The sequence below is a fragment of the Campylobacter sp. VBCF_01 NA2 genome (assembly GCF_027797205.1).
Lineage (GTDB): Bacteria > Campylobacterota > Campylobacteria > Campylobacterales > Campylobacteraceae > Campylobacter_B.
This window is the reverse complement of record NZ_CP115607.1, coordinates 1572371-1596965: the sequence shown is the minus strand read 5'-3', so window position 1 is coordinate 1596965 and position 24595 is coordinate 1572371. Positions and strand designations below refer to the sequence as shown.

The following is a 24595-nucleotide window of genomic DNA, read 5'->3' as shown; positions in this document are numbered from 1 at the left end:
ATTTAGCCTTCTAATTTCACGGCGAATTCGCCAAATTCAGCTTTTGTCGCGGTCGCTAAATCGTTTGGATTTAGCCAAATTTGTTTGCCCCGCACTCCTGCGCTAACGCAAATTTGCGTTTGTGTTAGTGCGCGTGAGTCGATAAATGTGCGAAAGTGCTTTTTCATGCCAAGCGGCGAACAACCGCCCCTAACATAACCTGTGATTTTTGTTAGCTCTTTTAAGTTCATTAGTTCGGCGCGTTTGACTTTCGCAATTCTAGCTAACGCCTTTAAATCAAGGTTTAAATCGCCTTGCAAACACGCCGTGATATATTCATTTCCGCACTCGCAAACTATCGTTTTATAGACCTGCTCGATAGGCTTTTGGCACGAATTTGCCACATGCACAGCGTCAAGGTTGTTTTCATCTACTTCGTATTCTAAAATTTCATACTGAATTTTAAGCCCGTCAAGTATGCGACAAGCGTTTGTTTTTTCGATTTTTTTGGACATTTCTAAGCCTTAAATTTGTGATTTTCATCGATTTTTCTTTGCTCAAAATTTATATTTGTATTAAATTCTTGTTCTTCATTACTAGAAAAATCGCGAAATTTTATATTTTTGTTTTCAGAAAAAGGCAATAAATTTAAAAATTTACTATAATTATTTTCGATTGTATAATCCAATTTATCTTTGTTTGAAAAAGGTATTATAAAAGTATATGCAATAGCAGTAAAAGACAGCGTGGCAAACATAAAAGGTAAATCACTATTGTTTTTTCTAATAAAAACAACTATATTAGGCTCTTTTACAACATTGTAAGGATTAAAAATTTCGATTACTTTTGGAAGTTTTTTTGTTTCTTTTTTGCCCATAATCCATTGTATGGTTTCTTGCAAATTATATAAATATTTTTCATCTATTACGCTTATTGCAAATTTACATAATGCTTTATATAAATTTTGCGGCTTTCCATTTCCAAAATGCAAATGTAAATTATTGCCGTCAAAATTATCTTTTACACTAATAAAAATGTTATTATCGCCTTTATTTGATAAATTAAATTCATTATTTTTAATATTTGGTGTTTTATGTTTTTTATTTTCTATTTCATAAAATACTCTAAAAAAATCATTAAATATAATAAAATCTTTTTCTATATTTTTATCAAAAAATTTGTTACACTCATCACACTCATCGTTTATAATTAATTTTTTATTTCCAAGAGCTTCTGATATTGCGTGAGCTTCGGAATTAAAAGTAGTTTCGCCATATTTTTTACCACAAAACCTGCAAACTCTATCTTTTTTTAAGCCATGTCCTATTTTGATTTTTCTATTTTCATTAAAACAAAAAATAATCATATTATAATTTTTTACGATATTTTCGCATTCTTTTGGTATAACTTCACAAGAATTATTATTATTAGCCAAGTTGAGTTCTTTTGTGAGTTCAATTATTTTAGCCGTATCAAATGTATCAAATTCTGTTCTAGAATATACATAAAATAATTCATTTTCTTCTAATTTTTGAAAAATTTGAACCAATTGGTGCAGTCGTGGTATTTGTTCTACATACTTGTCTCTAAAAATGCTTAATTTATTTTTTAATTCCTTACTATATGTCTGTTCTCTAATTAATTCAACAATTCTATTTTCTTTATCTATTTTTAATTCAAAAATTTTGACGAAATCACAAAATGGTTTATCACTGTTGCCATTTATTCCAAATATAAAACTAAATTTAAGCGAGAATATTGCTAATTCCATTATTTATTTTCCAAATATTTTTTTATGCGTTTATATAGCGTATTTTCATCGAATTTATCCTTGTATGATATGTATATAATATCGACACCATTTTCTTTTGATTTTTTTAATTTTTCTTTGTCTCTTTCTATTGTGTTTTTATAGCCCTCTTCTCCGCCGAATAAATTTACAGGCTCATAGTGTTGTTTTCCTTGATATTCTATTGCAAGTTTTTCATTTGGAAAATATATATCGTATCTTTGTCGCCCAAGCCACTCTGGACTAGCTTCTCGTTGAATTTCATATTCTGGAAACAAAAAGTTAATCGTGTAGTAAAGTTGTGTTTGAGAAACCCAACCTTCGCCAATCTTAGGAATACCCAATTCTACTCTAATATTATTTTCTGCTTCTTTATAATCAATATTTTTTTCATATTGCTCACGCATAATATATGGAAGATAATATTTTCCAATTTTGCCACCATATAGATAAAAAATATGGGAAGATGGAATTTTTCTACACATATGACAAATATTATCCATAAAAGTAGTCTTTTGTAAATCATATTTTAAATTTTGTGTAATAGAGCCACCAATAAATTTTTTTTGCATTATTTGTATTGCATTTTTAAAACAAGAACAAATGTATTCTTTTCCACAAATGCAACAATACCACATAGTATATTCTCTAACACAAGATTTAAAAATAGGAAAAATATTTTTATATTCACATAAACAATTTTTAATAATATTTGAATTTATAATAAATTTTTCGCTTGGAATAATAATATTTTGTATTTGCTTTTTATATTTTATTGCTCGTTTTTGAACTATTGGCTCTATTTTATAAGGCATAGGCTCAATATACAAAATTTTTTTATCCTGTTTGACATAAAAACCACTTTTATATTCATTGGGGAAATTTATATCTACTAGGCTATCTATATCTTTTCTTTTAAAAAATATTTTTATGTCATCAATGGGTAAGCCGCCAACCTTTTTTATATCAGCAAATGAAATTTCAGAACTAATATATGTATTAACAACAATATCAAAACAATCTACTTGTTTTTCAATTACTTTTGATATTTTTTTATTAAAAATATTTTGTAATGCTAGTTTAAACGCATCGTCTGAATAAGATGAAATTTGATTTAAAATTTCTTGAAAATCAATTTCTTCAATATCTATAATAATCATTTTACGCTCTTAATAATAAACCTTTTCTTGCTTCAAAAAGTCTCGCAGGTCATCATACTCGCTACTATCCAAATATCGCCATTTGCCCGGCTTCAAAGTTCCCAGCGTAACTCGCCCAAATGCCGTGCGTTTAAGATCCACCACTTCTAGATCAAAATACCCAAAAAACCGCCTTAACTCTCTGTTTTGCCCTTCGTTTATGATAGCTTTGATTTTGGTGTAGCCGCCGCTGCTTGGCATTATGCGATACGCCAAAAACGGCTTAAACTCCATTGATTTGATTTTGCTTTTAGCATGTGCGCCCTTGGTGGCGTCGTCCGCGTAAAAGCCCTCTTTTATCGCCGTTACGACCTCATCAGTTACTTCGCCTTTGACTTTTAGGTAGTATTCCCTTTCGATGTCACTTTTCATCAGAGCCGTGGCGATCGCAGGGGCGTCAGTTAATAGCAAAAGCCCTTCACTAGCAAAATCCAGCCGTCCGATACTAACAAATTTAGAAAATCCGTTTGGCAAGCTGTCATAAATCGTCTTGCGACCGCGGTCGTCTTTTTTGGTGACTAACTCACCCTTTGGTTTGTGATAGACAATTACGCTAAATTCGGTTTTTTTCTTGATTATTCGCCCATTTATGCGAATTTTCTCTTCGCCGCTAACTTCGACAAACTCACTAACAACTCGCCCATTTATGCTAACTTTGCCGTTTTTGATTAGCTCGTCGGCTTCACGGCGCGAATAGCCTGTGTTGTGCGAGATAAATTTATTTAAACGCATTTTTTCCATTTTTACAGCCCTATGTTTTTAAGGTCGTGGATATGCACGGTGCCGATTGGGGTGCCGTTTTCGTCCGTAACGGCAAGAAGCTGAATTTTGAAATTTTCTATCATCTCTAACGCCTTGGAAGCTAAAATTTGCGAATTTTCAATGGTTTTTGGCGATTTTGTGGCAAATTTAATCGCGCTTTCTTCAAGGCTAAAATTCTCGCTCATCAAAGCCCTACGCAAATCTCCGTCGCTTAAAATCGCCGTTAGTTTGCCGTTAGTGTTAGTTAGCAAAACGGTGCCTAGTTTGCCGTGCGTCATCGCATTTATGGCTTCTTTTAGGCTAACACTCTCGCTAACAATCGGCAAATCGTTAGTTCGCATGACATCACTAACTTTTAGATATAGCCGTTTGCCAAGACTTCCGCCCGGGTGGAAGTTTGCGAAATCTTCTTTTTGAAATTTTCGCTCACTCATCAAACACACTGCTAACGCATCACCAAGTGCAAGTGTTAGCGTGGTAGAAACCGTAGGCGCGGCTCCTAACGGACACGCTTCTTTTTCGATTTTTAGGCTGATAAATTCATCGCTTATTCGCCCAAGAGAGCTATTTTTATTACTTGCCATTGCGATGATTTTTACGCCAAATCGCTTAATGTGGGGCAAAATTCGCACCAACTCTTCGCTCTCGCCACTAAAACTAATAGCCAAAACCAAATCATCTTTGCCTACCATGCCAAGATCGCCGTGCAGGGCTTCTGTGGGGTGCATGAAAAAGCTAGGCGTTCCTGTGCTTGCCAAAGTCGCAGCGATTTTCGCGCCGATATGACCACTTTTTCCCACGCCTGTAACGATGAGTTTGCCTTTGCACTCTAAAATCAAATTTACAACTCTTTCGATTTCATCGCCGATAAGCTCTGCGTGGCGTAAAAGCTCGCTACCTTCGAGCCTTAAAACCTCTTTTGCGTTTTCTAAAATGCCCATAAAATGCCCCTTACATTAGGTAAATAACCGGCACGATTGTCGGATATTTTTTCGTTTTTCTAAAAATATGCTTTCGCACGGCTTGGCGGATTTGCGACTCTAACACGCGGTTATCAAGCAAAATTTCGGTTTTCATATTTGCCAAAAACTGCTCGATTAAGCCCTCCATATCCTTGGTAAAGGCAGATGTCTGCGACTCTGCGACAAGCCCGTAGGTAATGACGCGAGATTTGATAAGCTTTTTGGCTGTTTTGTCGATTTGAGCGATGATTACAGCCACGCCAGCGTCGGCCAAATTTTGCCTGTGTTTTACGATTTCATCGGAAATTTGCTTATTGATTTGATTGTCAATGAAAACCTTGCCAGTTTTGACGGTTTTGACTCGTTTTAGGTATTTTTCGCAAATCTCCATTTGATCGCCGTCGTTCATCAAATAGATATTTTTCTCATCAATCCCGCATTCTATCGCAGTTTCGCGGTGTTTGACTATGTGGTTATACTCGCCATGAACAGGCAGGAAAAATTTCGGCTTGATTAGGCGAAGCATTAGTTTTTGCTCCTCTTGGGCAGCGTGTCCGCTGACATGGATTTCGCTGAAATCCTGATACGCCACCTTTGCGCCACTTTTTAGTAAGAAATTTAGCACGGTTGAGACGCTGTTTTCGTTACCAGGGATTGCTTTTGCCGAGATGATGACTTGATCTGTGGGTTTGATTTTTATATATTTATGCTCGTCTGTGGCCATGCGATATAGCGCGCTCATAGTCTCGCCCTGAGAGCCTGTGGTTACGATTAAAACCTCATTGTCAGGGTATTTGCTGACCTCATCTGGATCGATGAAAATTTTACGATCAAGCTCGACATAGCCTAGCTCCATTGCTGTAAATAGGTTTCGCTCCATACTTCGCCCTATCACGCAGACCTTGCGGCCGTATTTCACACCGCGCTCAATCGCCTGATAGACGCGGTGGATATTTGAGCTAAATGTGCTCATAATCACGCGCCCTTTCGAGCTAGCAAAAATGCCGTCAAATGTCCTGCCTACCGAATTTTCGGATTTGGTAATGCCGTCTCTGTGAGAATTCGTGCTATCGCTCATCAGTAGCATTACGCCACGATCGCCATAATGCGCCAAGCGGTTTAAATCGGTCGGATAGCCGTCGATTGGGGTGTGGTCGATTTTAAAATCGCCCGTGTGGATAATCGTGCCAGCCTTTGTTGTAATCGCAAGCGCGCTAGCGTCGATAATCGAGTGTGTTATGTGGATAAATTCGACCTCAAAATCGCCGATTTTGTAAATTTTGCGCTTTTGCACCGGACGGAAATAGCTTCGCTCCGCCTTTAAGCCGTGCTCTTCAAATTTGTTTGAAATCATACCCAAAGGCAACGGCGTAGCGTAGATTGGGAATTGAAATTCCTTGAAAAAATACGGCATTGCGCCAATGTGATCCTCGTGCGCGTGCGTGATGATGATACCTTTGACTTTATCAGCGATCTTGCGAACATAGCTAAAATCAGGGATCAAAATATCCACGCCGGGCATATTATCATCAGGGAAACTCATACCCACATCGACGATAATCGCGCTCGTAGCGGTCTCGAAAATCGTCATATTCGCGCCAATCTCGCCAAGTCCGCCAAGCGGAGTTATGCGGATAGTTTCACTAGAATTCGCATTTTTTAGTGGATAGAGCCTTGCTTCGTGCATGGCCTTATTCGCTGCGATTGCCTCGTCCATAGCCACATGCCACGGCTCGGTACCGGTTAGGCTTTTTGGCATATTTGTTTTGCGTTTGGAGCGTTTTTTCTTTTTGGCGCCCTCCTCTGAATTTGGGCTTTGCGCGGCTGTTTCGCTGGATAGATTTTGCGCTTTTTCGCTTTTTGATTTTTTATTTTTTTTGTTTTCGTTTGCTGGGGTTTTTTGCTCGTCTTTTTGATTTTTGCTCTCATCAAACGATTTTTTTAAATTTTCCCTGTGTCTGCGGCGTCTATTTACCTTTTTTAAGCGCTCAGGGCCTGTAAAATCAGAGTTTTGCGCTTGGTTGTTAGTTTTTTTCTCTTCCATTTTTCACCTTTAATTTTTTAAAAATATCTAAAAATAAGGCGAAATTTAACTCGTGCGGTCTTGTGTTTTCAAAAATTTCTAGTTCTTCGAAAATTTGGGTTATATCTGATTTGGACGCGATTGCGCTTAGATTTTTGGCTAGTGTTTTTCTAGGAGAGGCAAAACACACTCTCAAAAACGCCTCAAATTCACGCTTTTGCTCCACGCTTTGGAAAGGATTGCGCGTCTTTTCTATCCTCATCACGGCTGAAATGACCTTCGGAGCTGGCTCGAAAGCGTGTGGAGGCACCTCGAAAAGATACTGCGCCCCGCCACAAAGGCTAGCCAAAACCGAAATCGCGCCGAATTCCCGCTTCCCAGAAACTGCGCAAAATTTCTGCGCTACCTCTTTTTGCACCATTACGACCAAACCCTCACACAGCGGGTCTTCAATGGCTCGCAGGATTATATTTGTCGCGATATAATACGGCAAATTCGCAACCAAAAAATATGGTTTTTCGCTAAGAGAATTTTCCCAAATTTCCAAAACATCGCCCAAAACCAGCTCCAAATCGCGGTTTTTTATCTCTGTGGCGAAATTTTGGCACAAAATCTGATATAAATCATTATCAATTTCGAAACTTTTTACTTTATAACTCTTTAAAAGATTACGAGTTAAATCACCCAAGCCAGGCCCAATTTCTACGATATTTTCAGCATTTTTGGGAATCGATTGGATAATTTTGTCTAAAATCAAACTATCTTTTAAAAAATTTTGTCCGAATTTTTTCTTTGCAACTATCATCGAGAGATTTTATCCAATTTTTACTTATAAAATGGTTATATAAGCGAAATTTGGCTAAAATTTACAAAAATTTTAAAGGGCAAAATTTTGAAAACATTTGCAAAACGAATAATTCCATGCCTAGATGTGCAAAATGGACGCGTGGTAAAGGGCGTAAATTTCGTAAATTTACGCGACGCAGGCGATCCTGTCGAAATCGCAAAACGCTATAACGACGAGGGTGCGGACGAGCTTTGTTTTTTAGACATTACGGCTAGTTTTGAGAACCGCGACACTATCGTGCATGTGGTCGAAAGCGTGGCAAAACAGCTTTTTATCCCGCTAACCGTAGGTGGCGGAATCCGCAAAATCGACGATATTTCGCGACTTTTGGATGTGGGTTGCGACAAGGTTAGCCTAAACTCATCGGCTATCGCAAACCCAGGTTTAATCGACGAAGCGGCGAAAAAATTCGGCTCTCAATGCGTCGTCGTGGCAATCGATGTCAAACGAACTGGTGAGGGCTACAATGTCTTTGTCAAAGGTGGCAGAGAGGATACTGGCCTGGACGCTTATGCGTGGGCAGAGGAAGTGCAAAACCGCGGTGCGGGGGAGATTTTGCTCACTTCTATGGACTGCGACGGCACCAAAAACGGCTTTGATTTGGAAGTTACGGGCAAAATTAGCAAAATGCTAAAAATCCCCGTCATCGCAAGTGGCGGTGCAGGAAATATGGAGCATATTAAAGAAGCCTTTGAGTGTGGGGCTGACGCGGCACTCGCAGCGAGTATTTTTCACTTCGGCGAGATAAAAATCAAAGATTTAAAAGCCTATCTTTTGCAAAACGGCATAAGGGTTCGAAGTTGATAGTGTGCGCAGGAAACGGCGAAGAATTCGACTTCGCGCGCGCTGTCGGCGTGGGGCTCGTGGATTGTGCTATCAATTTAACCAAAATTTTAGCAAGCGAAAAACATAGCGAAATTTTGTTTGTAGGGAGTTGCGGTCTGTATAATGAAGGTAAAATTTTTGATATTTTCGAATGCGAAACGGCCACAAACCACGAAATTTCCGAGATTTTAGGCTATTCATACAGCCCGATTTTTGACCCAAATGTTTCATATGAAACATTTTGTAACTCATCAAATTTCATCACCACAGATGAAATTTGCGCGCAAAAATTCGCCACACTCGGCTACAAAATCGAAAATATGGAATTTTACTCTGTCGTCAAAGTCGCCGAAAGTTTCAAAATCCCAGCTCGCGGAATTTTCGTCGCGACGAATTTTTGCAACCAAAACGCACACGCAGATTTTTTGAAAAATCACGCAAAAGCCAAAGAAATTTTAGAAAATTACTTAAAACAAAAAGGAATAATTTGAAAAATATCCTAGATTTCACACTTGATGAACTATCCGAGCTTGTAACGCCAAAATTTAGAGCCAAGCAAATTTACGAGTGGATTTACAAAAAAGGTGTTAAAAATTTCGATGAAATGCTAAATTTACCAAAGGAATTAAGAGCAAATTTAAGCGAAAATTTCTATTTAGACCCCGTAAAATGCGCAAAATGCGAAGAGAGTATCGACGGAAGCAAAAAATATCTTTTCGAGCTAAAAGACGGCAAAACCATAGAAAGCGTTTTGCTTCCTATGAAAGACGAAGTCGCCGATGAAAACGGCAAAATTTCACGCCATGCAAGATACACAATCTGCGTTAGTTCGCAAGTAGGTTGCAAAATGGGCTGTGCGTTTTGCCTAACTGCCAAAGGCGGATTTGTGCGAAATCTCACAGCAGGTGAAATCATCGGGCAAATTTTATACATAAAAATCGCAAACCAAATCCCTTACGAAAGACGCGTCAATGTCGTATATATGGGTATGGGCGAACCGCTTGACAACCTAGCAAATGTCTCAAAAGCTGTGCAAATTTTAAAAGAAAATGACGGCTTAGCGATTGCTCCGCGTCGTCAGACTATCAGCACGAGCGGTCTAGCTACACAGATAAAAAAGCTGGGTGAAATGGATCTGGGCGTTTTACTTGCCATTTCGCTTCACGCCGTAACCGATGAGCTTCGTGCCAAGCTAATGCCGATAAACAAAGCCTACAACATAGCTTCGGTTATGGACGCCGTGCGAAATTTCCCCATAGATATGCGAAAACGAGTGATGTTCGAGTATCTCGTAATGGGCGGCGTAAATGATAGCATAAACGACGCAAAAACCCTTGTGAAGCTACTTCACGGCATAAAAGCAAAGGTGAATTTGATATATTTTAACCCACACGAAGGAAGCCCGTATCTGCGCCCAAGCACCGAAAATATGGTGAAATTCCAAGATTATCTCAGTGCGCATGGCGTAACCTGCACGATTCGCCAAAGCAAGGGGCTTGACATAAGTGCTGCGTGCGGACAACTCAAAGAAAGAAGCAAAAATGACCGCCCTTGATATAATCGAAGTAGTTTTTATCGCAATCGTCGCTATAATCGGCATTTGTGGAATTTTTTATGTAGTTTTAAATGAAAAAAAAGAGTAAATTTGCGAATTCTAAAATAAAAATTCGCAAATTTTTAAATTTATCTTTCACCACAATCTAAAATTTCACCTTTATATTTTACATATTTTACTGCACTATTAGGGTATGCTTTCATATATGCGCTACTGCAATTTGTCCAGCCAAGTCTTGGGTCAAAGCAATGAATTTCTTTATTTAAAATTCTAACGCTTATCAATCTATCTTGTTTATTATACACAGAAGCATTGTTTCTCAAATCATTTTTTGCATTTTCATCAAGTTGCGTGTAAATCGCAGGCGGATATTCTCCTTTATATCTTTCATCTTTACCTTCAACCTGTCCTAATACACGACAATTTACCATAGTTCCTTCGCTAAGTAAAACGCTTTTAGCTTCATCATTTAAATATATGTCTGAGTGTTTCGGTGGCGGAGTATAATTACAACCAACCAAAACAAAAGATAAGACTGCTCCATAAATAAAATATGATTTTTTCATAGAAAATCCTTTTTAATAAAATTATTTGACACAATTCAATTTCCGTATTCTACCCCCCCCCCCCCTAAAATTTGCTTAAATTTGCAAATTTTAGCTGGTTTAGCTACCGTTTTTTCATAATACCAATCAGTTTATCAAATTTAGGAATTTGTAATAAATACAGAATTTATTGAAGCAATATTTTTATATCTCTTTTGTTTCAAAATTTTAACGCTTTCAAAAACTCGCTTTTAAAATCAGCCTTCGTTTGAATATCGTAAATTTGTCCGTTAAATTCAAAACTCAAATTTGCCGCATGCAGACAAAGCCTAGAAGCGCCTGTTAAATTTATCCGCTCACTCACGCTTAATTTCTCGTCCAAAATCGCTTCAAAAGTCGCCGTGTCTGTGCCGTAAAGCGGGTCCCCTAAAATTTTGTGTTTCACATGAAACAAATGCAAACGAATTTGGTGCTGTCTTCCCGTCAGCGGCACGGCTCGAATCAAAGTCGCATTAAATTCGCTAAAATATTCTATCGGATAAATCTCAGTTATCGCTTTTTTGCCGTTTTCGCAAATTCGCATTTTAATCATTACTTCGTCAGTTTCCAAACTCTCGCCTATTGGCTCATCGATTACAAATTCTCGCTCCACTCTCCCGCTCGCCAAAGCAAAATATGATTTTTTCACCGCCCTATTTTCAAAAAGCATTTTTAACGCATTTAAACTAACCAAATTTTTTGAGACCAGTATCACGCCGCTTGTCTCTTTATCGAGCCTATGCACGACCGCCGCAGAGCGACCATAAAGCGACCAAATTTCATCATAAAGTGAATATTTGCAATGCCTGCCGTTTGGGTGAGAAAGCACTCCGCTAGGTTTATCAAAAACCCCAAATTCTTCGCATTCAAAAATCGCGCGCACTCCCTTTGGCTCACATTTATAATCTATCAAAAATATTTCGCCATTTGCCACGCTGTTTTTTGCCATTACCACGCCAGAGCCGTCCAGCACCCTGCCCTTATCACACAGCCTTTGAGCGCCTTTCATATCGTGTCCCAAACCCAGCAAAATCTCAAAAATTCGCCGTCCGTTAAATTCGCCTAAACTAAATTTCTCATACGCCATATTAACTAACTTTTCAGCCCTTTTTTAATATAATTTTGGATTATATCAAATTTCAAATAAAGGCACAAAAATGGTAGAGCGATACGCACGAAAAATTATGAAAGACAAATGGACGCAGTTTGCCAAATACGACGCTTGGCTAAAAGTCGAACTCGCCGCAGTTAAAGCGTGGAACAAGCTCGGCTTTATCCCGGATGATGATTGCGAAAAAATCTGCAAAAACGCTAAATTTAGCGTCGAACGCATAGACGAAATCGAAAAAACGACAAAGCACGATGTGATTGCGTTTTTAACCAGCGTGAGCGAGAGCTTGGGCGAAGAGAGCAGATTTGTGCATTATGGTATGACAAGTAGCGATTGTATCGATACGGCTGTGGCGTTGCAGATAAAAGATAGCTTGGATTTGATTATCGCTGACATCGAAGCCCTAAAATCAGCAATCAAAAATCAAGCGATGAAACACAAAAATACGCTTATGGTCGGCAGAAGCCATGGAATTCACGGCGAACCGATAACTTTTGGCTTAGTTTTGGCGATTTGGCATGATGAAATTAACCGCGCATTAGAGCTTATAAAACACGCTTATGGCGTCATAAGTGTGGGTCAAATCAGCGGTGCAATGGGAAATTTCGCCCACGCTCCATTAGAACTTGAAGAGCTAGTTTGCCAAAATCTAGGCTTAAAACCAGCTCCGGCGTCAAATCAAGTCATACAAAGAGATCGCTACGCGCAAGTGATGAACGCACTAGCGATTTTGGCTTCAAGCTGCGAGAAAATCGCCGTGGCAATCCGCCACTACCAAAGAACCGAAGTTTATGAGTGCGAAGAGTATTTTGCTCCCGGACAAAAAGGAAGCTCAGCTATGCCACACAAACGAAATCCTGTGCTTAGCGAAAATGTAACGGGGCTTTGCAGGGTTTTGCGAAGTATGGCGATACCTGCTATGGAAAATGTCGCTTTGTGGCACGAAAGAGATATTAGCCATAGTTCGGTTGAGAGATTTATACTGCCTGATGGCTTTGTGACGGCTGATTTTATGTTAAATCGCCTTGCAAATTTGATCGAAAATTTAGTCGTTTATCCTGAAAATATGATGAAAAATCTAAATTTAACGGGCGGACTAGTTTTTTCTCAAAGGGTGCTTTTGGAACTTCCTAAAAAAGGTTTGAGCCGCGAAGATGCCTATAAGATCGTGCAAAGAAATGCGATGAAAGTTTGGGCTGACCTGCAAGAAGGCAAAAAAGCTATCGATGAAAACGGACAAAGTTTGTATTTGCAAAATTTACTCGCCGACGACGACCTAAGAAAAGCTTTGAGTGAAGATGAGATTAAATCTTGCTTTGATTACAATTATTACACAAAAAATGTGGATAAAATTTTCGCTAGGGTGTTTGGGTAAATAAATTTAGCCCATATTGGGCTAAATTTTCTGTCATAAAATCAAAAAACACCCAAATTTTCCCATAATAATTTAACTAAAAATTTAGCAAAACTCCAAAGCTAAATTTTGATAAATTTTCTTAAATCATAAGCTTTAAAAAGATACAATCGCACAATTATTTTTTCTTAGAAACGGACGCAAAAATGAAAGTAATTAAACGCAACGGTAGAACCGAAGAACTCGATATTTCAAAAATCAAAAAATTCACTGGGGACGCGGTAGCGGGGCTTGAAAATGTCAGCCTTAGCGAGCTAGAAGTCGATGCGAAAATTCAGTTTCGCGATATGATTACCACAGAGGAAATTCAGCAAACCCTTATCAAAACCGCCGTCGATAAAATCGACATAGACCGCCCAAACTGGACATTTGTGGCAGCGCGACTTTTCCTTTATGATTTGTATCACAAAGTATCTGGCTTCACCGGCTATCAATCGCTTCAAACCTACTTTGAGCGCGGTGAGAGCGAGGGTCGCATCATGCTAGGACTAAAAGAAAAATACGATTTAGACGACCTAGACGCCTACATTAAGCCAGAGCGCGATTTGCAATTTACCTATCTTGGCATTAAAACGCTTTATGATCGCTATCTCATAAAAGACAGGCAAGCAAAACCGATTGAGCTTCCACAGCACATGTTTATGGCGATTGCGATGTTTTTGGCGCAAAATGAGCTAGATAGCCAAAGTTGGGCGAAAAAATTCTACGATTTAATAAGCAAATTTGAAGTCATGTTAGCCACTCCGACACTCTCAAATGCAAGAACTACAAGGCACCAGCTAAGCTCTTGCTATGTTGGTTCTGTGCCTGATAATATCGAAGGGATTTTTGATAGCTACAAAGAAATGGCGCTTTTATCGAAATTCGGTGGCGGTATCGGCTGGGACTGGTGCAAAGTTAGAGCCATGGGCGGTAGTATCGACGGGCACAAAAACGCCGCAGGCGGCATAATACCTTTCTTAAAAATCACAAACGACATAGCCGTTGCGGTCGATCAACTAGGCACCAGAAAAGGCGCAATCGCCGTGTATATCGAGCCGTGGCACATGGATATAAACGACTTTTTGGATTTGCGTAAAAACTCAGGCGAAGAACGCCGCAGAGCGCATGAAATTTTCCCTGCTTTGTGGATAAACGATTTGTTTATGAAACGCCTAGCAAATAACGAAAAATGGACGCTTTTTGACCCTGTCGATGTGGCTGATTTGTGCGATGTATGGGGCGAAGAATTTGAGCAAAAATATATCGCCTACGAAAACGACCCAAATATCAGCAAATCAACCGTTCTAGCAAAAGAGCTTTGGAAAAAAATCCTAACTAGCTATTTTGAGACGGGAATGCCGTTTTTGTGCTTTAAAGATAACGCAAACAGGGTTAATCCAAATTCGCACAAAGGGCTAATTCGAAGCTCGAATTTATGCACCGAAATTTTCCAAAATACACAGCCAAATCACTACAAAACAAAAGTGATTTACGCTGACGGAAGCGAAGAGCTTTTCGAAGAAAATGAAGAAGTCGTCGTAAATGGCAAAATCACCAAAAAAGCCAAAAAAATCACGGCACTTGATACAATTGGCGGCAAAGACATTTTCATCGTCGAAAAGGGCGTAGATGAAGGCGCAACGGCAGTTTGTAATCTCGCAAGTCTGAATTTAAGCAAAATTCACACCCAAGAAGACATAAAACGCGTCGTGCCGATAGCCGTGCGAATGCTAGATAATGTAATTGAGCTAAATTTTTACCCACACGCAAAGGTAAAACGCACGAATTTACGCTCTCGCGCCATAGGCTTAGGCGTAATGGGCGAAGCGCAAATGCTTGCAGAAAAGGGCATTATTTGGGGTAGTTACGAGCATTTTGAAACAATAGATAAAATCATGGAAAACATAAGCTACAACGCCATTTACGCTTCATCAAATTTAGCACTTGAAAAGGGCAAATACCCTGAATTTGAGGGCTCAAAATGGTCGCAAGGAATTTTCCCAATCGATTTAGCAAACGAAAATGCTAAAAAACTGGTCGGTCGTGGGGGGCTTTTTGAAGATAACTCTTGCGACTGGGACGCACTTCGCGCAAAAGTCAAAAAAGACGGCATGAGAAACGGCTATTTAATGGCGATTGCGCCGACTTCATCGATTTCGATTTTAGTAGGCACGACGCAGACTATCGAGCCTGTTTATAAACGAAAATGGTTCGAACACAACCTAAGCGGTATGATTCCTGTGGTCGTGCCAAATCTAAGCCCCGATACTTGGCAAGCCTATGTTCCGGCATACGAGCTAGATCAAAGGCTGCTTATAAAAGCAGGTGCAATCCGCCAAAAATGGATAGATCAAGGTCAAAGCCTAAATATTTTTATCACGCTTGATAAGGCTAGCGGTAAGGTGCTAAATGACATTTATACCCTTGCGTGGGAGCTTGGCATTAAATCGACATATTATCTAAGGAGCGAAAGTCCATCGACAGATGATTTCAACTCCGATGTCGCAGACAGAAGTATCGAGTGCGAAGGTTGCCAATAACGCACAATTAAATTTACCTTTTGGCGAAATTTTAAAATTTCGCCAAATTTAGCCTAAATTTGCCATTTTCCCTTGAATTTATCTTTATAAGACTGCCTTTTATCCTTGATTTTATCGTTCGTGTGCTTGGCGAGATTTTCGAGGTAAGCAGAGACGATTTGCAAAAGCATATTTGCTATCATTTTTTTATCATCTTTTGCAACCGTTTTGTATTTTTGCAAAATTTGAGGCACCGCGAGTGGCAGGTTATGCGGGATTTGCGCGAAGGTGTCGAGGCTAGTCGCATTAAATAGCTCAAAAACCGCCTCGATTGCGATTTTGCGCTGAGTGGCGGTAGTATTTTGCATAAAATCGCTCAAAGTCTTATCAATAATCTTGCTCGAATTGCTAAGATTTTCGGCGTAGATAAAATCCCCCCTGCCCACCTCCCAGCTAAAAATATCGTGCGCAAAGACAAGTTTGGCGCTTGATTGCACGATTTTTATGCTCTCTTTGTGGCTTAGCAGATTTCCGATAATGCTCTCATTTGGGATATAGGTTTGGATTTTTGATAAAATTTCGCCACTCAAATTTTGCTCGTAAAATTCCGGCAAAAACCCCGGTCCATCGTAGTTATAGACCTTTATTATGCGACCATGCACGCCGGGATTTGCCCTAAGCGCCGAGTAAATCGCCACATTTCCGCCCTTTGAGTGTCCGCCGATTTTAAGGCGCGCATGCGGATATTTTTGCGCGATTTTTTCTAGATATTTAAGCCCTGAAATTTGGCAAAGAAGCTCTTTTAAAAACGCCATGTTAAAGTCCTCTTGCCAGCCCAAAATCGAATTATCCGTGCCGATAAACGATACAAAAATTTCTTCCACGCCCAAATGAATACACAGCGCGCCAAACTGCCTGATTGCCTCTTTGTCGTTATCTCGCTCTATATCGCTTACGCGCAAATCCCCAAAACGCGCGCTTTGGGCTAAATTTAGCGCGAGTGTTTTATCGCCCTCCCACAAAAACTCATCATCGCTTAAATTCGCCAAATTTTCGCAAATTTCACCCAAATTTCCGCCACTACAAAGTGAAATTTTATGAAACGGCAAATACGAAAATCTCGCCAAAACAAGCGCGTCTAGCTCGTTAAATTTACGCTCGCTAAATTTCAAATCCCCGCGCCAAAAAAGATAGTCGTTGATATTCGCCATTTTACGCCCTAAATTCAGCCTGTAAGGCTAGTTTTGGATCATATCCTATGTTTTTCTCAAACTCGCTAAGCCTCATGTGGATTGAGCGAAGTTCGGTTATCGTCGTCCAATTCTCCGTAAATACGCTAAAACTTTGGCGCACTTTATTAAAGGCATTTGCCGTTTGGATTAGCACGCCAAGCGTGATTACCTTGGTAAAAAGCCCTGGCCCCATGATGAGATATGGCACGATGACAAGGATTTGCGAGTAAGTGTGAAGCCAAGTATCGAAATACAAATAGTGCAAAAATAGCTTGTGGTAGTTAAATTTAAGCTTGTCAAAAAGCGAAATGAGTTTCTCCTCGCTTCCGTAATTCGCCTTGTCCTCCTCGGCAAAAACTAGCTCTTTTCGAAAGGCTGCTTCGACTTTTTGGTTGTTGTATTCTAGGCGTGGCAGGTAGCGTCCCACGAACCACGACACGCCAAGCCCACCCACGCTCACAGCTAGCGCAATCCAAACAAGAGAGCCCGGAATATCCTTGATAAAGGGCAAATTTATCCCGCTACTAAGCCCCCATAAAATCGGAATAAACGCAAATAGCGTCATAAAGGCATAGACAATTCGCATGCCGACATCTTCGAGGGTTTTGGTGAAACGATAAATATCTTCTTGGATACGCTGTGAGCTACCCTCTATGTCGCGCTCTACCCTGCGCCAAAAGCCAATGTATGAAAATGTCATCGCCTCTCGCCATTTTAGCACCCATACGCGCGTGATATAGCGCTCCGAAACTGCCGCTGCTATAAACCACATCGCAAGCCACAAAAACAAAAGCATAGCCTCATAAAACTCATCAATCGTGTGCTTGTCGATCTCGCCACCCATATCGTAAAACGCCCTATACCACTCGTTAAATTTGACATTTAAAATGGTTTGAAATAAATTAATACCGAGTATAAAAATTAGTCCGCCCCAGGCCAACAATCGCCATTTTGGACTTTTGAAAAACGATGAAAACATTACCTGCCTTTGTGAAATTTAATCCGTGATTTTACTGAATTTTATTAAATTTTGGAATTTTTGTAAAATTTAAATTAAATTTGTAACTACATTATCAAATTTTAATTAAATTTTCGCTACTCTTTGCGATAAAATATCAAAAAGGAGTAAATCCCCCCCCGCAAAAGTTGCAAATTTCAATTTGCCAGGCGCAGATTTGCGCAAAACTACAAAAAGGAAATACCATGAAAAAGTTTCTTTTGGCATTGGCTGTCCTTGCGACAAGCGCATTTTCGTATTCGCTCGATGAGATTAGAGCGCGAGGTGAAATCCGTATCGGCGTGTATGACGCTGAACCGCCATTTGGCGAGCTTGTCAATGGTAAATTCGAGGGATTTGAGGTCGAGCTTGCCGAAATTTTGGCAAAAAGGATTTTTGGCGAGAAACAAGGTCACATAAGCCTCATGGGCGTTACCAACGATGTGCGTTTTCCGCTTTTACAAGAAAATAAAGCTGATATGATAGTTGCCGCTGTGTCTGTAACGCCAGAGCGCGCCCATTTAGCCGACTTCACGGCTCCGTATTTTACTGTAAATTTGGGTCTTCTCACCAGAAAAGGTAGCGACATCAAGTCTGTCTTGGATTTAAAAGGCAAAAAAATCGGCGCATTGCTTAAAACCACAGGCGAAGCATTTTTGAATAAAGAGGGGATTCCTATCACTTATTGCAACGACAGCGTCGATTGCTATAAAAAAGTCAAAAATGGCGAACTTGACGGCTATGTCAATAACAACCTTTTTGTCTATGCTTATCCGATTTTTGACCCCACAATGGAGGTCAAACTCTCAAACCTTGGCAACACCGTTTTTCTATCAATCGCAATCCAAAAAGGTAACACAAGTTTGCTTGAATTTTTAAACGAGCAAATCATCGCTCTGAGCAAAGAGGGATTTTTCACAAAAGCCTATAACGAGACCTTTGAGCCGTTTTACAAGGGCACGATTGATAAAAAATACTTCCTACTCGACAATGTTTATAAATCGTTTTTCTAAAATTTTGGGCAAAATTTGCCCAAAATTTTACATTAAATTTTGAAATTTGCAGAATTTTACTAAAATTTCGCTCCATTTATCGCAGAAATCGTCGAACTATCCAGCGGGATATATGATACGCTATCGCTGTGTTTGAGCTCTCCTGCGTCCATTTTGAGGTATGGTTCGACCGCAGAGCCTTCTAGCACTCTCCCGCACAGCCCAGCTCTATCAATCCGCACCTCCATAACGCTCATGCCGTGGAAAATAAACTTCAAACAATCCCGCTTTTTCACGCGAAAAACGCTGTTTTTAAAATCCACGCTCGTCATGTCCTTGATATTGGTCGAATACCGCCCCTGCGTGAGATTATAGGCGATGACATCGCTAAGTGCGGTTTTTAGGTCGTTTTTGGCCGCCACGACCAAGGCATCATCTCTCGAAGCTTGTAAGCGTGGAAGCGCAACGCCAACCAAAATCCCAACAATCACAATCACAAAAACAAGCTCAACCATACTAAATGCTTTTTTCATAGGATTTCCTTTTGTTTTTTCGAGTATAGCATTTAATGATGAAATTTTGTAAATTTGGCCGGTTTGTCATCGCGGGCAAACAATATAGCGAAATTCAAACAAATTTCAATTCTCAAATTTTTAAAATTCTCTAAATTTTACTAGATTAGCACGCTTATTTCGCTTCACCAACAATGATAAAATATATGAAATTTCAAATTCGGCGCAGTGTTAAATGAGTGTGGATTTAAAATAAAATGGTGGAGTTAAGCGGGATCGAACCGCCGACCTCTTGAATGCCATTCAAGCGCTCTCCCAGCTGAGCTATAACCCCAAAAAGCTCTGTAATTTTACACTTTTTAGCTTATAATGAATTTAAAAAAGAGAAATTTTGCAAATAAAATAAAATTTTAAGTTTTAATTTGCTAAAATCAGCTTTCGTTTTTGACGCGGGAATAGCTCAGTGGTAGAGCGCAACCTTGCCATGGTTGATGTCGCGAGTTCGACTCTCGTTTCCCGCTCCATGATTTTGTATGTGTTGAAAATGTGCCCGGATGGCGGAATTGGTAGACGCAAGGGACTTAAAATCCCTCGGAATTTTTTCTTCCGTGCCGGTTCAAGTCCGGCTCCGGGCACCACCAAAAACGGCTTAGTGTGGCGACATAGCCAAGCGGTAAGGCATGGGCCTGCAAAGCCTTGATCCCCGGTTCGAATCCGGGTGTCGCTTCCAAAACAACAAGGAGAGTCTATGAAATATATAGTTACGATACTTTTAGTTTTGGCGTTTAGCGGGTGTTCAAACACATGGCAAGGCGTGAAACAAGACTCAAAAAACGCTGGTCAATGGACGAAGGAAAAGGTTCATAACGGCGCAGAGTGGGTCAGCGAAAAAACAGAATAATTCTATCGGGAGATGGCTGAGCGGTCGAAAGCGGCGGTCTTGAAAACCGTTGAGGGTAACACCTCCTGGGGTTCGAATCCCTATCTCCCGGCCACTTTTTTAAATCAATTTTTTTTACTTTCTTTTAAAATTTTACCGATAAAATCATTTTTCGAATTTAAAAATCAAACAGAGCTTGGCGTCTGCCTTGCTAATGAAAATTTTAAGGAGACCTTATGAAAAAATTATTTTCTTTTGCTTTGGCTATAATTTTTAGCCTATTTTTAACAGGTTGCGTGGGAAATAGCGCACAAACGCCCTCCCGGCCGATAAGTGGCGTGTATAAATTTGATGCTATAAATCTAAATTTCATACAAAATCATCAGCCAGAAAAAGTTGTTTATCAAGACAAAAGCGTCGTAGAAACCAAGTTAAACAATGAAATCAAAAATCAACTAGCACAAAAAAATCTTTTAAACGCAAATTCTAGTGAGCAAATTCATATAGATTTAGATTATCAAAGAGAATTTGTAGGGGAGGCAACCTTTGCAAAAACCGATTCTATCGGCAATATCTTCTTTACTTACGAAATCAAAATCATAAAAAACAATGAAATCGTAAGAGCCGTAACCCAAAACAACAAAATGCGATATAACCCTGGATTTTTTGGCAACCTAAAAACGATTGCTGGCGCAAACAGAAGCGATGATTTCGAAAATGGTGCCATTGTCGCAATCGCAAAAGAGTTAGTCGAACAGATAGAAAAAATCAAGTAAATTTAAAATTTAGCCAAATTTTGAAATTTGGCTAAATTTTTCGCCTAAATTTAAATCCAAATTTTAAAGCTCATTTCGCCCTAAAACATCTTCTCGCCTCTGCCCCATAGCAGGATTGGGTGAAATGTCACATACACCTCATCGGGGTTTATGCCAAAGCCACGCAACGCCTCGCTCACAAGCCTAACGCAAACCTCGCATTTTTGCTTTTCTACGCTAATTCCTAGCAGCGAGATTGCGATATACGCGCCATTTGCAACCGCATTTTGCGAGATAAAAAGCGCCTTGTCGCACTCTACCGCGCTCATTATGCTCTCACTTTTTTTGCCAAACGCCTCACTTACGGCATTACAAAGCGCACCCGCGACGCTTTGTAGTGTTTTTTCATCAAATTTCGCGCTAAATTTCGCATCGATATACGGCATAAAAACCCCTTAAATTTTAAATTTTCCCCGCTTCGCAAATTTCTAATTTTGCGCCGAATTTTAAAATTCGGGTGCAGTATTACAAGCTTGCGAAGCGGAATTTCCAAATTCCACTATTTTACATTAAATAGCCAGCTTGGCTTAATCCCCTCGCGCAAAACGCCGTCGGTGTCGGTGTATTGCTCCAAAGAGCCTGCCTTGACCTGGATACAAAGGAATCTAATCGTCTCATCGCCAGCGCTGATACAGCGTTCGCCGCTTGGATCGATTTTGAAAATATCGCCCTTAGCGATTGCGATTTCTTCGCCGTCGATGAAAAGCTTGCCGCTACCTTCAAGGACGATATAGACCTCTTCGTTTTGGACATGCGCATGCACGAAAGGCACGCTAATGCCCGCCGGCAGGGTGTTTAAGCTAATCTCGCAACCGCTTAGACCCAAAAGCTCTTTAAACTCGACGCGCTCGTTGCTATCGAGCCTTGCAAAAGTGTAGTTTTTCATTTTTTCTCCTTAAATAAGATTATTTTAAAATTTCAAGATCGATTAAAAGCCCCGCAAGCCCCTCGCCTGCGACATCGTTTGTGATTTTGCCATTTTCGTCAAAATAGTAAAAATTCATCGTGCTAAACGAAAATTTCGCTCCGTCCGCCTTTTTGCCGTAAAATTCGCCCCTCTCGTGTGTGCCGCTACACTCCCACAAAACAGCCACCACAGCGTCGTTTGCGACGATATCTTTGATTTGCCATTTGATATCAGGGAAGCTTTGTCTCATGAAATTTACCACCGAGATATACCCTGCGCCGCCATAAAGCGGGTCTTTGGAAACTGGGGTAAAAAATGTAGCGTTTTGGTTTATTAGCTTCTCTGCCAAGGCGGTATCAGCGGTATTTATGGCGGTTTGGAAGTGCGCCATAGCCTCTTTGTTGCACTCGGATTTGACCCTGCTTTGGTAGCAAATTTGGTTAAAATTTGGCTCTAAGCTTTGGGCTAAATTTGAATTAGCGCATAAAATTTGACTCACAAAAACAGCAAAAATCGTAAATTTTTTCATAAATTTCCTTTGATATCTAATTAATTTTTTTATTAAAATTTTTAATCGCACGGCTTAAAAGCGTATCTAGCGCGTCTAATTCAAATTCGCTAAAATTTTTCGCTAAAATTTTATTTAAATTCTTTGAAATTTCATCAAATTTCGGCTTTAAACTCTCGCCTTTTGGCGTGAGTTTTACATTTACGCTTCTTGCGTCGTTTTTGTCCTTTTCTCGCACCAAATAGCCGTCCATTTCGAGCCTATCAAGCAGGGTTGTAACAGTTGCTTTTGTGCGGTTGATTTTAGTGGCAATTTGGGCTGGACTTAAAATTTTACCCCCAAAAAGATAGTGAAAAATATCCCCGTGGCTGGGTGAAATCCCTAAAATTTCAAGCCTTTTAAATTCGTTTATAATGTAATCATTTGCCTCTCTTACAAGCTGTGCGCTTAAAAATATGCTTTTGCGTTCTTTTTTCATTTTTGCCCCTGAAATTTAGGGCGTATTATAGTTAGATTTCGAATTAATGTCAAGTCTAGTATTATAAAATTTAACCCCAAATTTGGGGTTAAATTTTATTTCTCGCCCTCTTTTGGCTTGGTGATTTTATCGACAAGCTGTTTTCCTAGCTCGCTTTGAGCTAGCCCTTCTAGCATGGAGGCGATTTTTGTGCCACCATTCGCGCTTAGCACGCCACCAAGCGAATTTAGCCCCTCGCTTACATTGCCATTGTTTGCGATGATTTTTAGATCTGCGCTAGTTAGGGCTTTGGCCTGCTCTAAGCCGATGTCGCGGTTAGCCTTGATTTGCTCGATTGAGATTAGATATGTTTGATAGCCCTCGTTTTCGCCGATTTCGCGCGCTAGCTCGATTTGCGCATTGACAGGGGCTAGCTCTTTCAATCTCAAAGCCTCAGCCTCAGCGGTTCCTATTTTTGCGATACCTTGGCTCTCTTTGTCTTTGATTTCTAAAAGCGCAGCCGCCTCCAAAAACTGTCTTTCTTTATCGCCTTGCGCGATTAGGATTTGGTTTTCTTTTTGGGCTTCGGCTTCCTTGATTTTGGCTGTTTTCTTAGCCTCCGCGTCGATTTCGATTTTGCGCTGTTCTTGCTCAGCTTGGACGATTTCTACTTGCTTTTTAATCTCTGCTTTTTTGACATCTTGGACGCGCACGACCTCCATTGCCTTTTCTTGGGTGATTTTTTCCTGCTCTTTTACCACTTGTTTGGCTTGTTCTTTGCTGATTGCGACCTCGCGCTCTTGCTCGACGGTTTTAAGGCCTACGAGTTTTAGGGCTTCTTGCTCTTTGATCTCGGTTTCTCTTTTGGCTTCGATTTCAGCGATTTGGGCGCGTTTGCGGTTTTCGGCGACCTCGACACGGCTGTCTTTTTCGATAGCGGATTTTTTCTTTTCCATTATGTTGAAAATGACCTTTTCGCCATCTTTGTCTTTAATATCCATTAATTCGATATTTTTCACAGGCGCAATGCCCCAGTTTTCGAGCTGGGATTGAACCGAAACGGTAAAATCCTCGCCTAGGGCTGAGCGGATTGTAAGGATTTCTTCTAGCTCTCGTTTGGCTAAAATCGAGCGGATTGAGCCTTGGATAATATCTGTGAGTTGCTTTTTGAGATCGTCGAAGTCTTTGACCCTTTGGGCGGCTAAATTTGAATCAGCAATGCGGAAAAACGCCGTGATATCCACGACAAATGGTAGCCTACCCACATCGTAAGCTTCGTAAGCCTCGATTTTGATACTAAATACTGAAACTGGCAAAATTATCTTGCTAACGCCTAAAATCGGCACCCAGCCCGGGAAATTGTAATACACATTTCCATTTCCAGTGTCTTTGCCAAAACTTTGCGTTTTGCGCGCGCTTTGGACAATATGAACCTCGTTTGTCTCCACGACGGTCCTAAAATACATAGCTGCAAGCACACAAATGACCACGATAGCGACCAAACCGCCACCAAATCCAATCAAAACAGGCGAAAACATCACCCCTCCTTATAATAAAATTTAAGGCGCAATTATAAGCAAAATTTGATTTAAATAAAATTTATTCTGTAATTTGCATTCTGGCAGACAGGAAGGGATTCGAACCCTCGGAGGCTTGCACCTCACACGCGTTCCAGGCGTGCTCCTTCGACCACTCGGACACCTGTCTAAAAAGGTTTGGATTATAACTAAAATTTTAAATTTGA

Annotated in this window: 25 protein-coding genes and 6 tRNA genes; 12 read left to right on the top strand and 19 right to left on the bottom strand. The window is 40.1% G+C overall.

Translation table 11 applies throughout. From position 1 onward, the window contains the following. Positions 1-2: 2 nt before the first annotated feature. From ybaK to rsmA, 7 genes are read right to left on the bottom strand one after another with little or no spacing between them, the layout of a single operon-like run. Entirely contained in the window at positions 3-494 is a 492-nt protein-coding gene (ybaK, locus tag PF027_RS08155) for a Cys-tRNA(Pro) deacylase (RefSeq protein WP_270867867.1), read from the bottom strand. Between the two features lie 2 nt (positions 495-496). Continuing rightward, entirely contained in the window at positions 497-1750 is a 1254-nt protein-coding gene (locus PF027_RS08150; protein WP_270872619.1) for an HNH endonuclease, read from the bottom strand. After that, complete coding sequence (locus tag PF027_RS08145; RefSeq protein ID WP_270872618.1) at positions 1750-2928, bottom strand: hypothetical protein; 1179 nt, start codon at positions 2926-2928, stop codon at positions 1750-1752. Before PF027_RS08145 ends, PF027_RS08150 begins: the two co-directional genes overlap by 1 nt. Positions 2929-2937: 9 nt before the next feature. Beyond that, positions 2938-3708 carry a pseudouridine synthase gene (locus tag PF027_RS08140; RefSeq protein WP_270872617.1) on the bottom strand — a complete coding sequence of 257 codons (771 nt, stop codon included), beginning with the start codon at positions 3706-3708 and terminating at the stop codon, positions 2938-2940. Between the two features lie 2 nt (positions 3709-3710). Beyond that, entirely contained in the window at positions 3711-4670 is a 960-nt protein-coding gene (locus PF027_RS08135; RefSeq protein WP_270872616.1) for a KpsF/GutQ family sugar-phosphate isomerase, read from the bottom strand. Between the two features lie 10 nt (positions 4671-4680). Beyond that, the gene (locus tag PF027_RS08130; protein WP_270862686.1) at positions 4681-6735 is read right to left on the bottom strand and encodes a ribonuclease J; all 2055 of its coding nucleotides are present in this window, start codon (positions 6733-6735) and stop codon (positions 4681-4683) included. After that, positions 6716-7519 (bottom strand): 16S rRNA (adenine(1518)-N(6)/adenine(1519)-N(6))-dimethyltransferase RsmA, encoded by an 804-nt coding sequence (rsmA, locus tag PF027_RS08125; protein ID WP_270858597.1) that lies wholly within the window; start codon positions 7517-7519, stop codon positions 6716-6718. The genes PF027_RS08130 and rsmA overlap by 20 nt, the downstream gene beginning before the upstream one ends. A gap of 87 nt (positions 7520-7606) precedes the next feature. Between rsmA and hisF the strand changes: the two genes are divergently transcribed. The 3 genes from hisF to rlmN are packed head-to-tail and all read left to right on the top strand — an operon-like array spanning position 7607 to position 9941. Then, on the top strand, positions 7607-8365 hold the full coding sequence (gene hisF, locus PF027_RS08120) for an imidazole glycerol phosphate synthase subunit HisF (protein WP_270858598.1): 759 nt from the start codon (positions 7607-7609) through the stop codon (positions 8363-8365). Between the two features lie 2 nt (positions 8366-8367). Beyond that, entirely contained in the window at positions 8368-8877 is a 510-nt protein-coding gene (locus PF027_RS08115) for a purine-nucleoside phosphorylase (protein ID WP_333720401.1), read from the top strand. Further along, complete coding sequence (rlmN, locus tag PF027_RS08110; protein ID WP_270872615.1) at positions 8874-9941, top strand: 23S rRNA (adenine(2503)-C(2))-methyltransferase RlmN; 1068 nt, start codon at positions 8874-8876, stop codon at positions 9939-9941. The genes PF027_RS08115 and rlmN overlap by 4 nt, the downstream gene beginning before the upstream one ends. Positions 9942-10069: 128 nt before the next feature. Here rlmN and PF027_RS08105 read toward each other — a convergent pair whose 3' ends face one another. Continuing rightward, the gene (locus PF027_RS08105) at positions 10070-10507 is read right to left on the bottom strand and encodes a hypothetical protein (RefSeq protein WP_270872614.1); all 438 of its coding nucleotides are present in this window, start codon (positions 10505-10507) and stop codon (positions 10070-10072) included. A 199-nt stretch (positions 10508-10706) separates the two neighbouring features. After that, positions 10707-11612 carry a pseudouridine synthase family protein gene (locus PF027_RS08100; protein WP_270877269.1) on the bottom strand — a complete coding sequence of 302 codons (906 nt, stop codon included), beginning with the start codon at positions 11610-11612 and terminating at the stop codon, positions 10707-10709. A gap of 70 nt (positions 11613-11682) precedes the next feature. Between PF027_RS08100 and purB the strand changes: the two genes are divergently transcribed. Then, positions 11683-13011, top strand: a complete 1329-nt coding sequence (purB, locus tag PF027_RS08095) for an adenylosuccinate lyase (protein ID WP_270877268.1) — start codon at positions 11683-11685, stop codon at positions 13009-13011. A gap of 185 nt (positions 13012-13196) precedes the next feature. Beyond that, the gene (locus PF027_RS08090) at positions 13197-15572 is read left to right on the top strand and encodes a ribonucleoside-diphosphate reductase subunit alpha (protein WP_270872611.1); all 2376 of its coding nucleotides are present in this window, start codon (positions 13197-13199) and stop codon (positions 15570-15572) included. A 53-nt stretch (positions 15573-15625) separates the two neighbouring features. On the opposite strand, the gene PF027_RS08085 is transcribed toward PF027_RS08090, so the two are convergent. Both PF027_RS08085 and PF027_RS08080 read right to left on the bottom strand, forming a co-directional pair. Continuing rightward, the gene (locus PF027_RS08085; protein WP_270877267.1) at positions 15626-16762 is read right to left on the bottom strand and encodes an Mbeg1-like protein; all 1137 of its coding nucleotides are present in this window, start codon (positions 16760-16762) and stop codon (positions 15626-15628) included. A gap of 1 nt (position 16763) precedes the next feature. Further along, positions 16764-17762, bottom strand: coding sequence for a putative transporter (locus PF027_RS08080; RefSeq protein WP_270877266.1), 999 nt, complete (start codon positions 17760-17762; stop codon positions 16764-16766). Between the two features lie 224 nt (positions 17763-17986). On the opposite strand from PF027_RS08080, the gene PF027_RS08075 reads away from it, so the two are divergent. Beyond that, on the top strand, positions 17987-18793 hold the full coding sequence (locus tag PF027_RS08075; protein ID WP_270858608.1) for a transporter substrate-binding domain-containing protein: 807 nt from the start codon (positions 17987-17989) through the stop codon (positions 18791-18793). A gap of 59 nt (positions 18794-18852) precedes the next feature. On the opposite strand, the gene PF027_RS08070 is transcribed toward PF027_RS08075, so the two are convergent. Next, complete coding sequence (locus PF027_RS08070; protein ID WP_270862674.1) at positions 18853-19305, bottom strand: type II secretion system protein; 453 nt, start codon at positions 19303-19305, stop codon at positions 18853-18855. A gap of 237 nt (positions 19306-19542) precedes the next feature. Next, positions 19543-19618 (bottom strand) — tRNA-Ala (locus PF027_RS08065). Positions 19619-19733: 115 nt separating this feature from the next. On the opposite strand from PF027_RS08065, the gene PF027_RS08060 reads away from it, so the two are divergent. The 6 genes from PF027_RS08060 to PF027_RS08035 all read left to right on the top strand — a co-directional run bounded on the left by PF027_RS08060 (position 19734) and on the right by PF027_RS08035 (position 20940). Beyond that, positions 19734-19808 (top strand) — tRNA-Gly (locus PF027_RS08060). A gap of 24 nt (positions 19809-19832) precedes the next feature. Continuing rightward, positions 19833-19922: transfer RNA gene (locus PF027_RS08055), tRNA-Leu, on the top strand. Between the two features lie 18 nt (positions 19923-19940). After that, a tRNA-Cys gene (locus tag PF027_RS08050) sits at positions 19941-20014 on the top strand. An 18-nt stretch (positions 20015-20032) separates the two neighbouring features. Beyond that, entirely contained in the window at positions 20033-20185 is a 153-nt protein-coding gene (locus tag PF027_RS08045) for a hypothetical protein (protein ID WP_270858610.1), read from the top strand. Between the two features lie 6 nt (positions 20186-20191). Then, a tRNA-Ser gene (locus tag PF027_RS08040) sits at positions 20192-20279 on the top strand. A gap of 121 nt (positions 20280-20400) precedes the next feature. Next, positions 20401-20940, top strand: coding sequence for a hypothetical protein (locus PF027_RS08035; RefSeq protein WP_270871332.1), 540 nt, complete (start codon positions 20401-20403; stop codon positions 20938-20940). A gap of 80 nt (positions 20941-21020) precedes the next feature. Here PF027_RS08035 and PF027_RS08030 read toward each other — a convergent pair whose 3' ends face one another. From PF027_RS08030 to PF027_RS08005, 6 genes are all read right to left on the bottom strand, one after another. Further along, complete coding sequence (locus PF027_RS08030) at positions 21021-21365, bottom strand: phenylpyruvate tautomerase MIF-related protein (protein WP_270871331.1); 345 nt, start codon at positions 21363-21365, stop codon at positions 21021-21023. A 113-nt stretch (positions 21366-21478) separates the two neighbouring features. Then, positions 21479-21865, bottom strand: a complete 387-nt coding sequence (locus tag PF027_RS08025; protein ID WP_270862665.1) for a cupin domain-containing protein — start codon at positions 21863-21865, stop codon at positions 21479-21481. A gap of 19 nt (positions 21866-21884) precedes the next feature. After that, a complete protein-coding gene (locus PF027_RS08020) occupies positions 21885-22415 on the bottom strand; it encodes an ester cyclase (protein WP_270871330.1) in 531 nt (176 codons plus the stop codon). A 16-nt stretch (positions 22416-22431) separates the two neighbouring features. Continuing rightward, positions 22432-22872 carry a MarR family winged helix-turn-helix transcriptional regulator gene (locus PF027_RS08015; protein WP_270858614.1) on the bottom strand — a complete coding sequence of 147 codons (441 nt, stop codon included), beginning with the start codon at positions 22870-22872 and terminating at the stop codon, positions 22432-22434. A 95-nt stretch (positions 22873-22967) separates the two neighbouring features. Then, positions 22968-24389, bottom strand: a complete 1422-nt coding sequence (locus tag PF027_RS08010) for an SPFH domain-containing protein (protein WP_270869840.1) — start codon at positions 24387-24389, stop codon at positions 22968-22970. Positions 24390-24470: 81 nt separating this feature from the next. Next, positions 24471-24558 (bottom strand) — tRNA-Ser (locus PF027_RS08005). Positions 24559-24595: the final 37 nt, after the last annotated feature.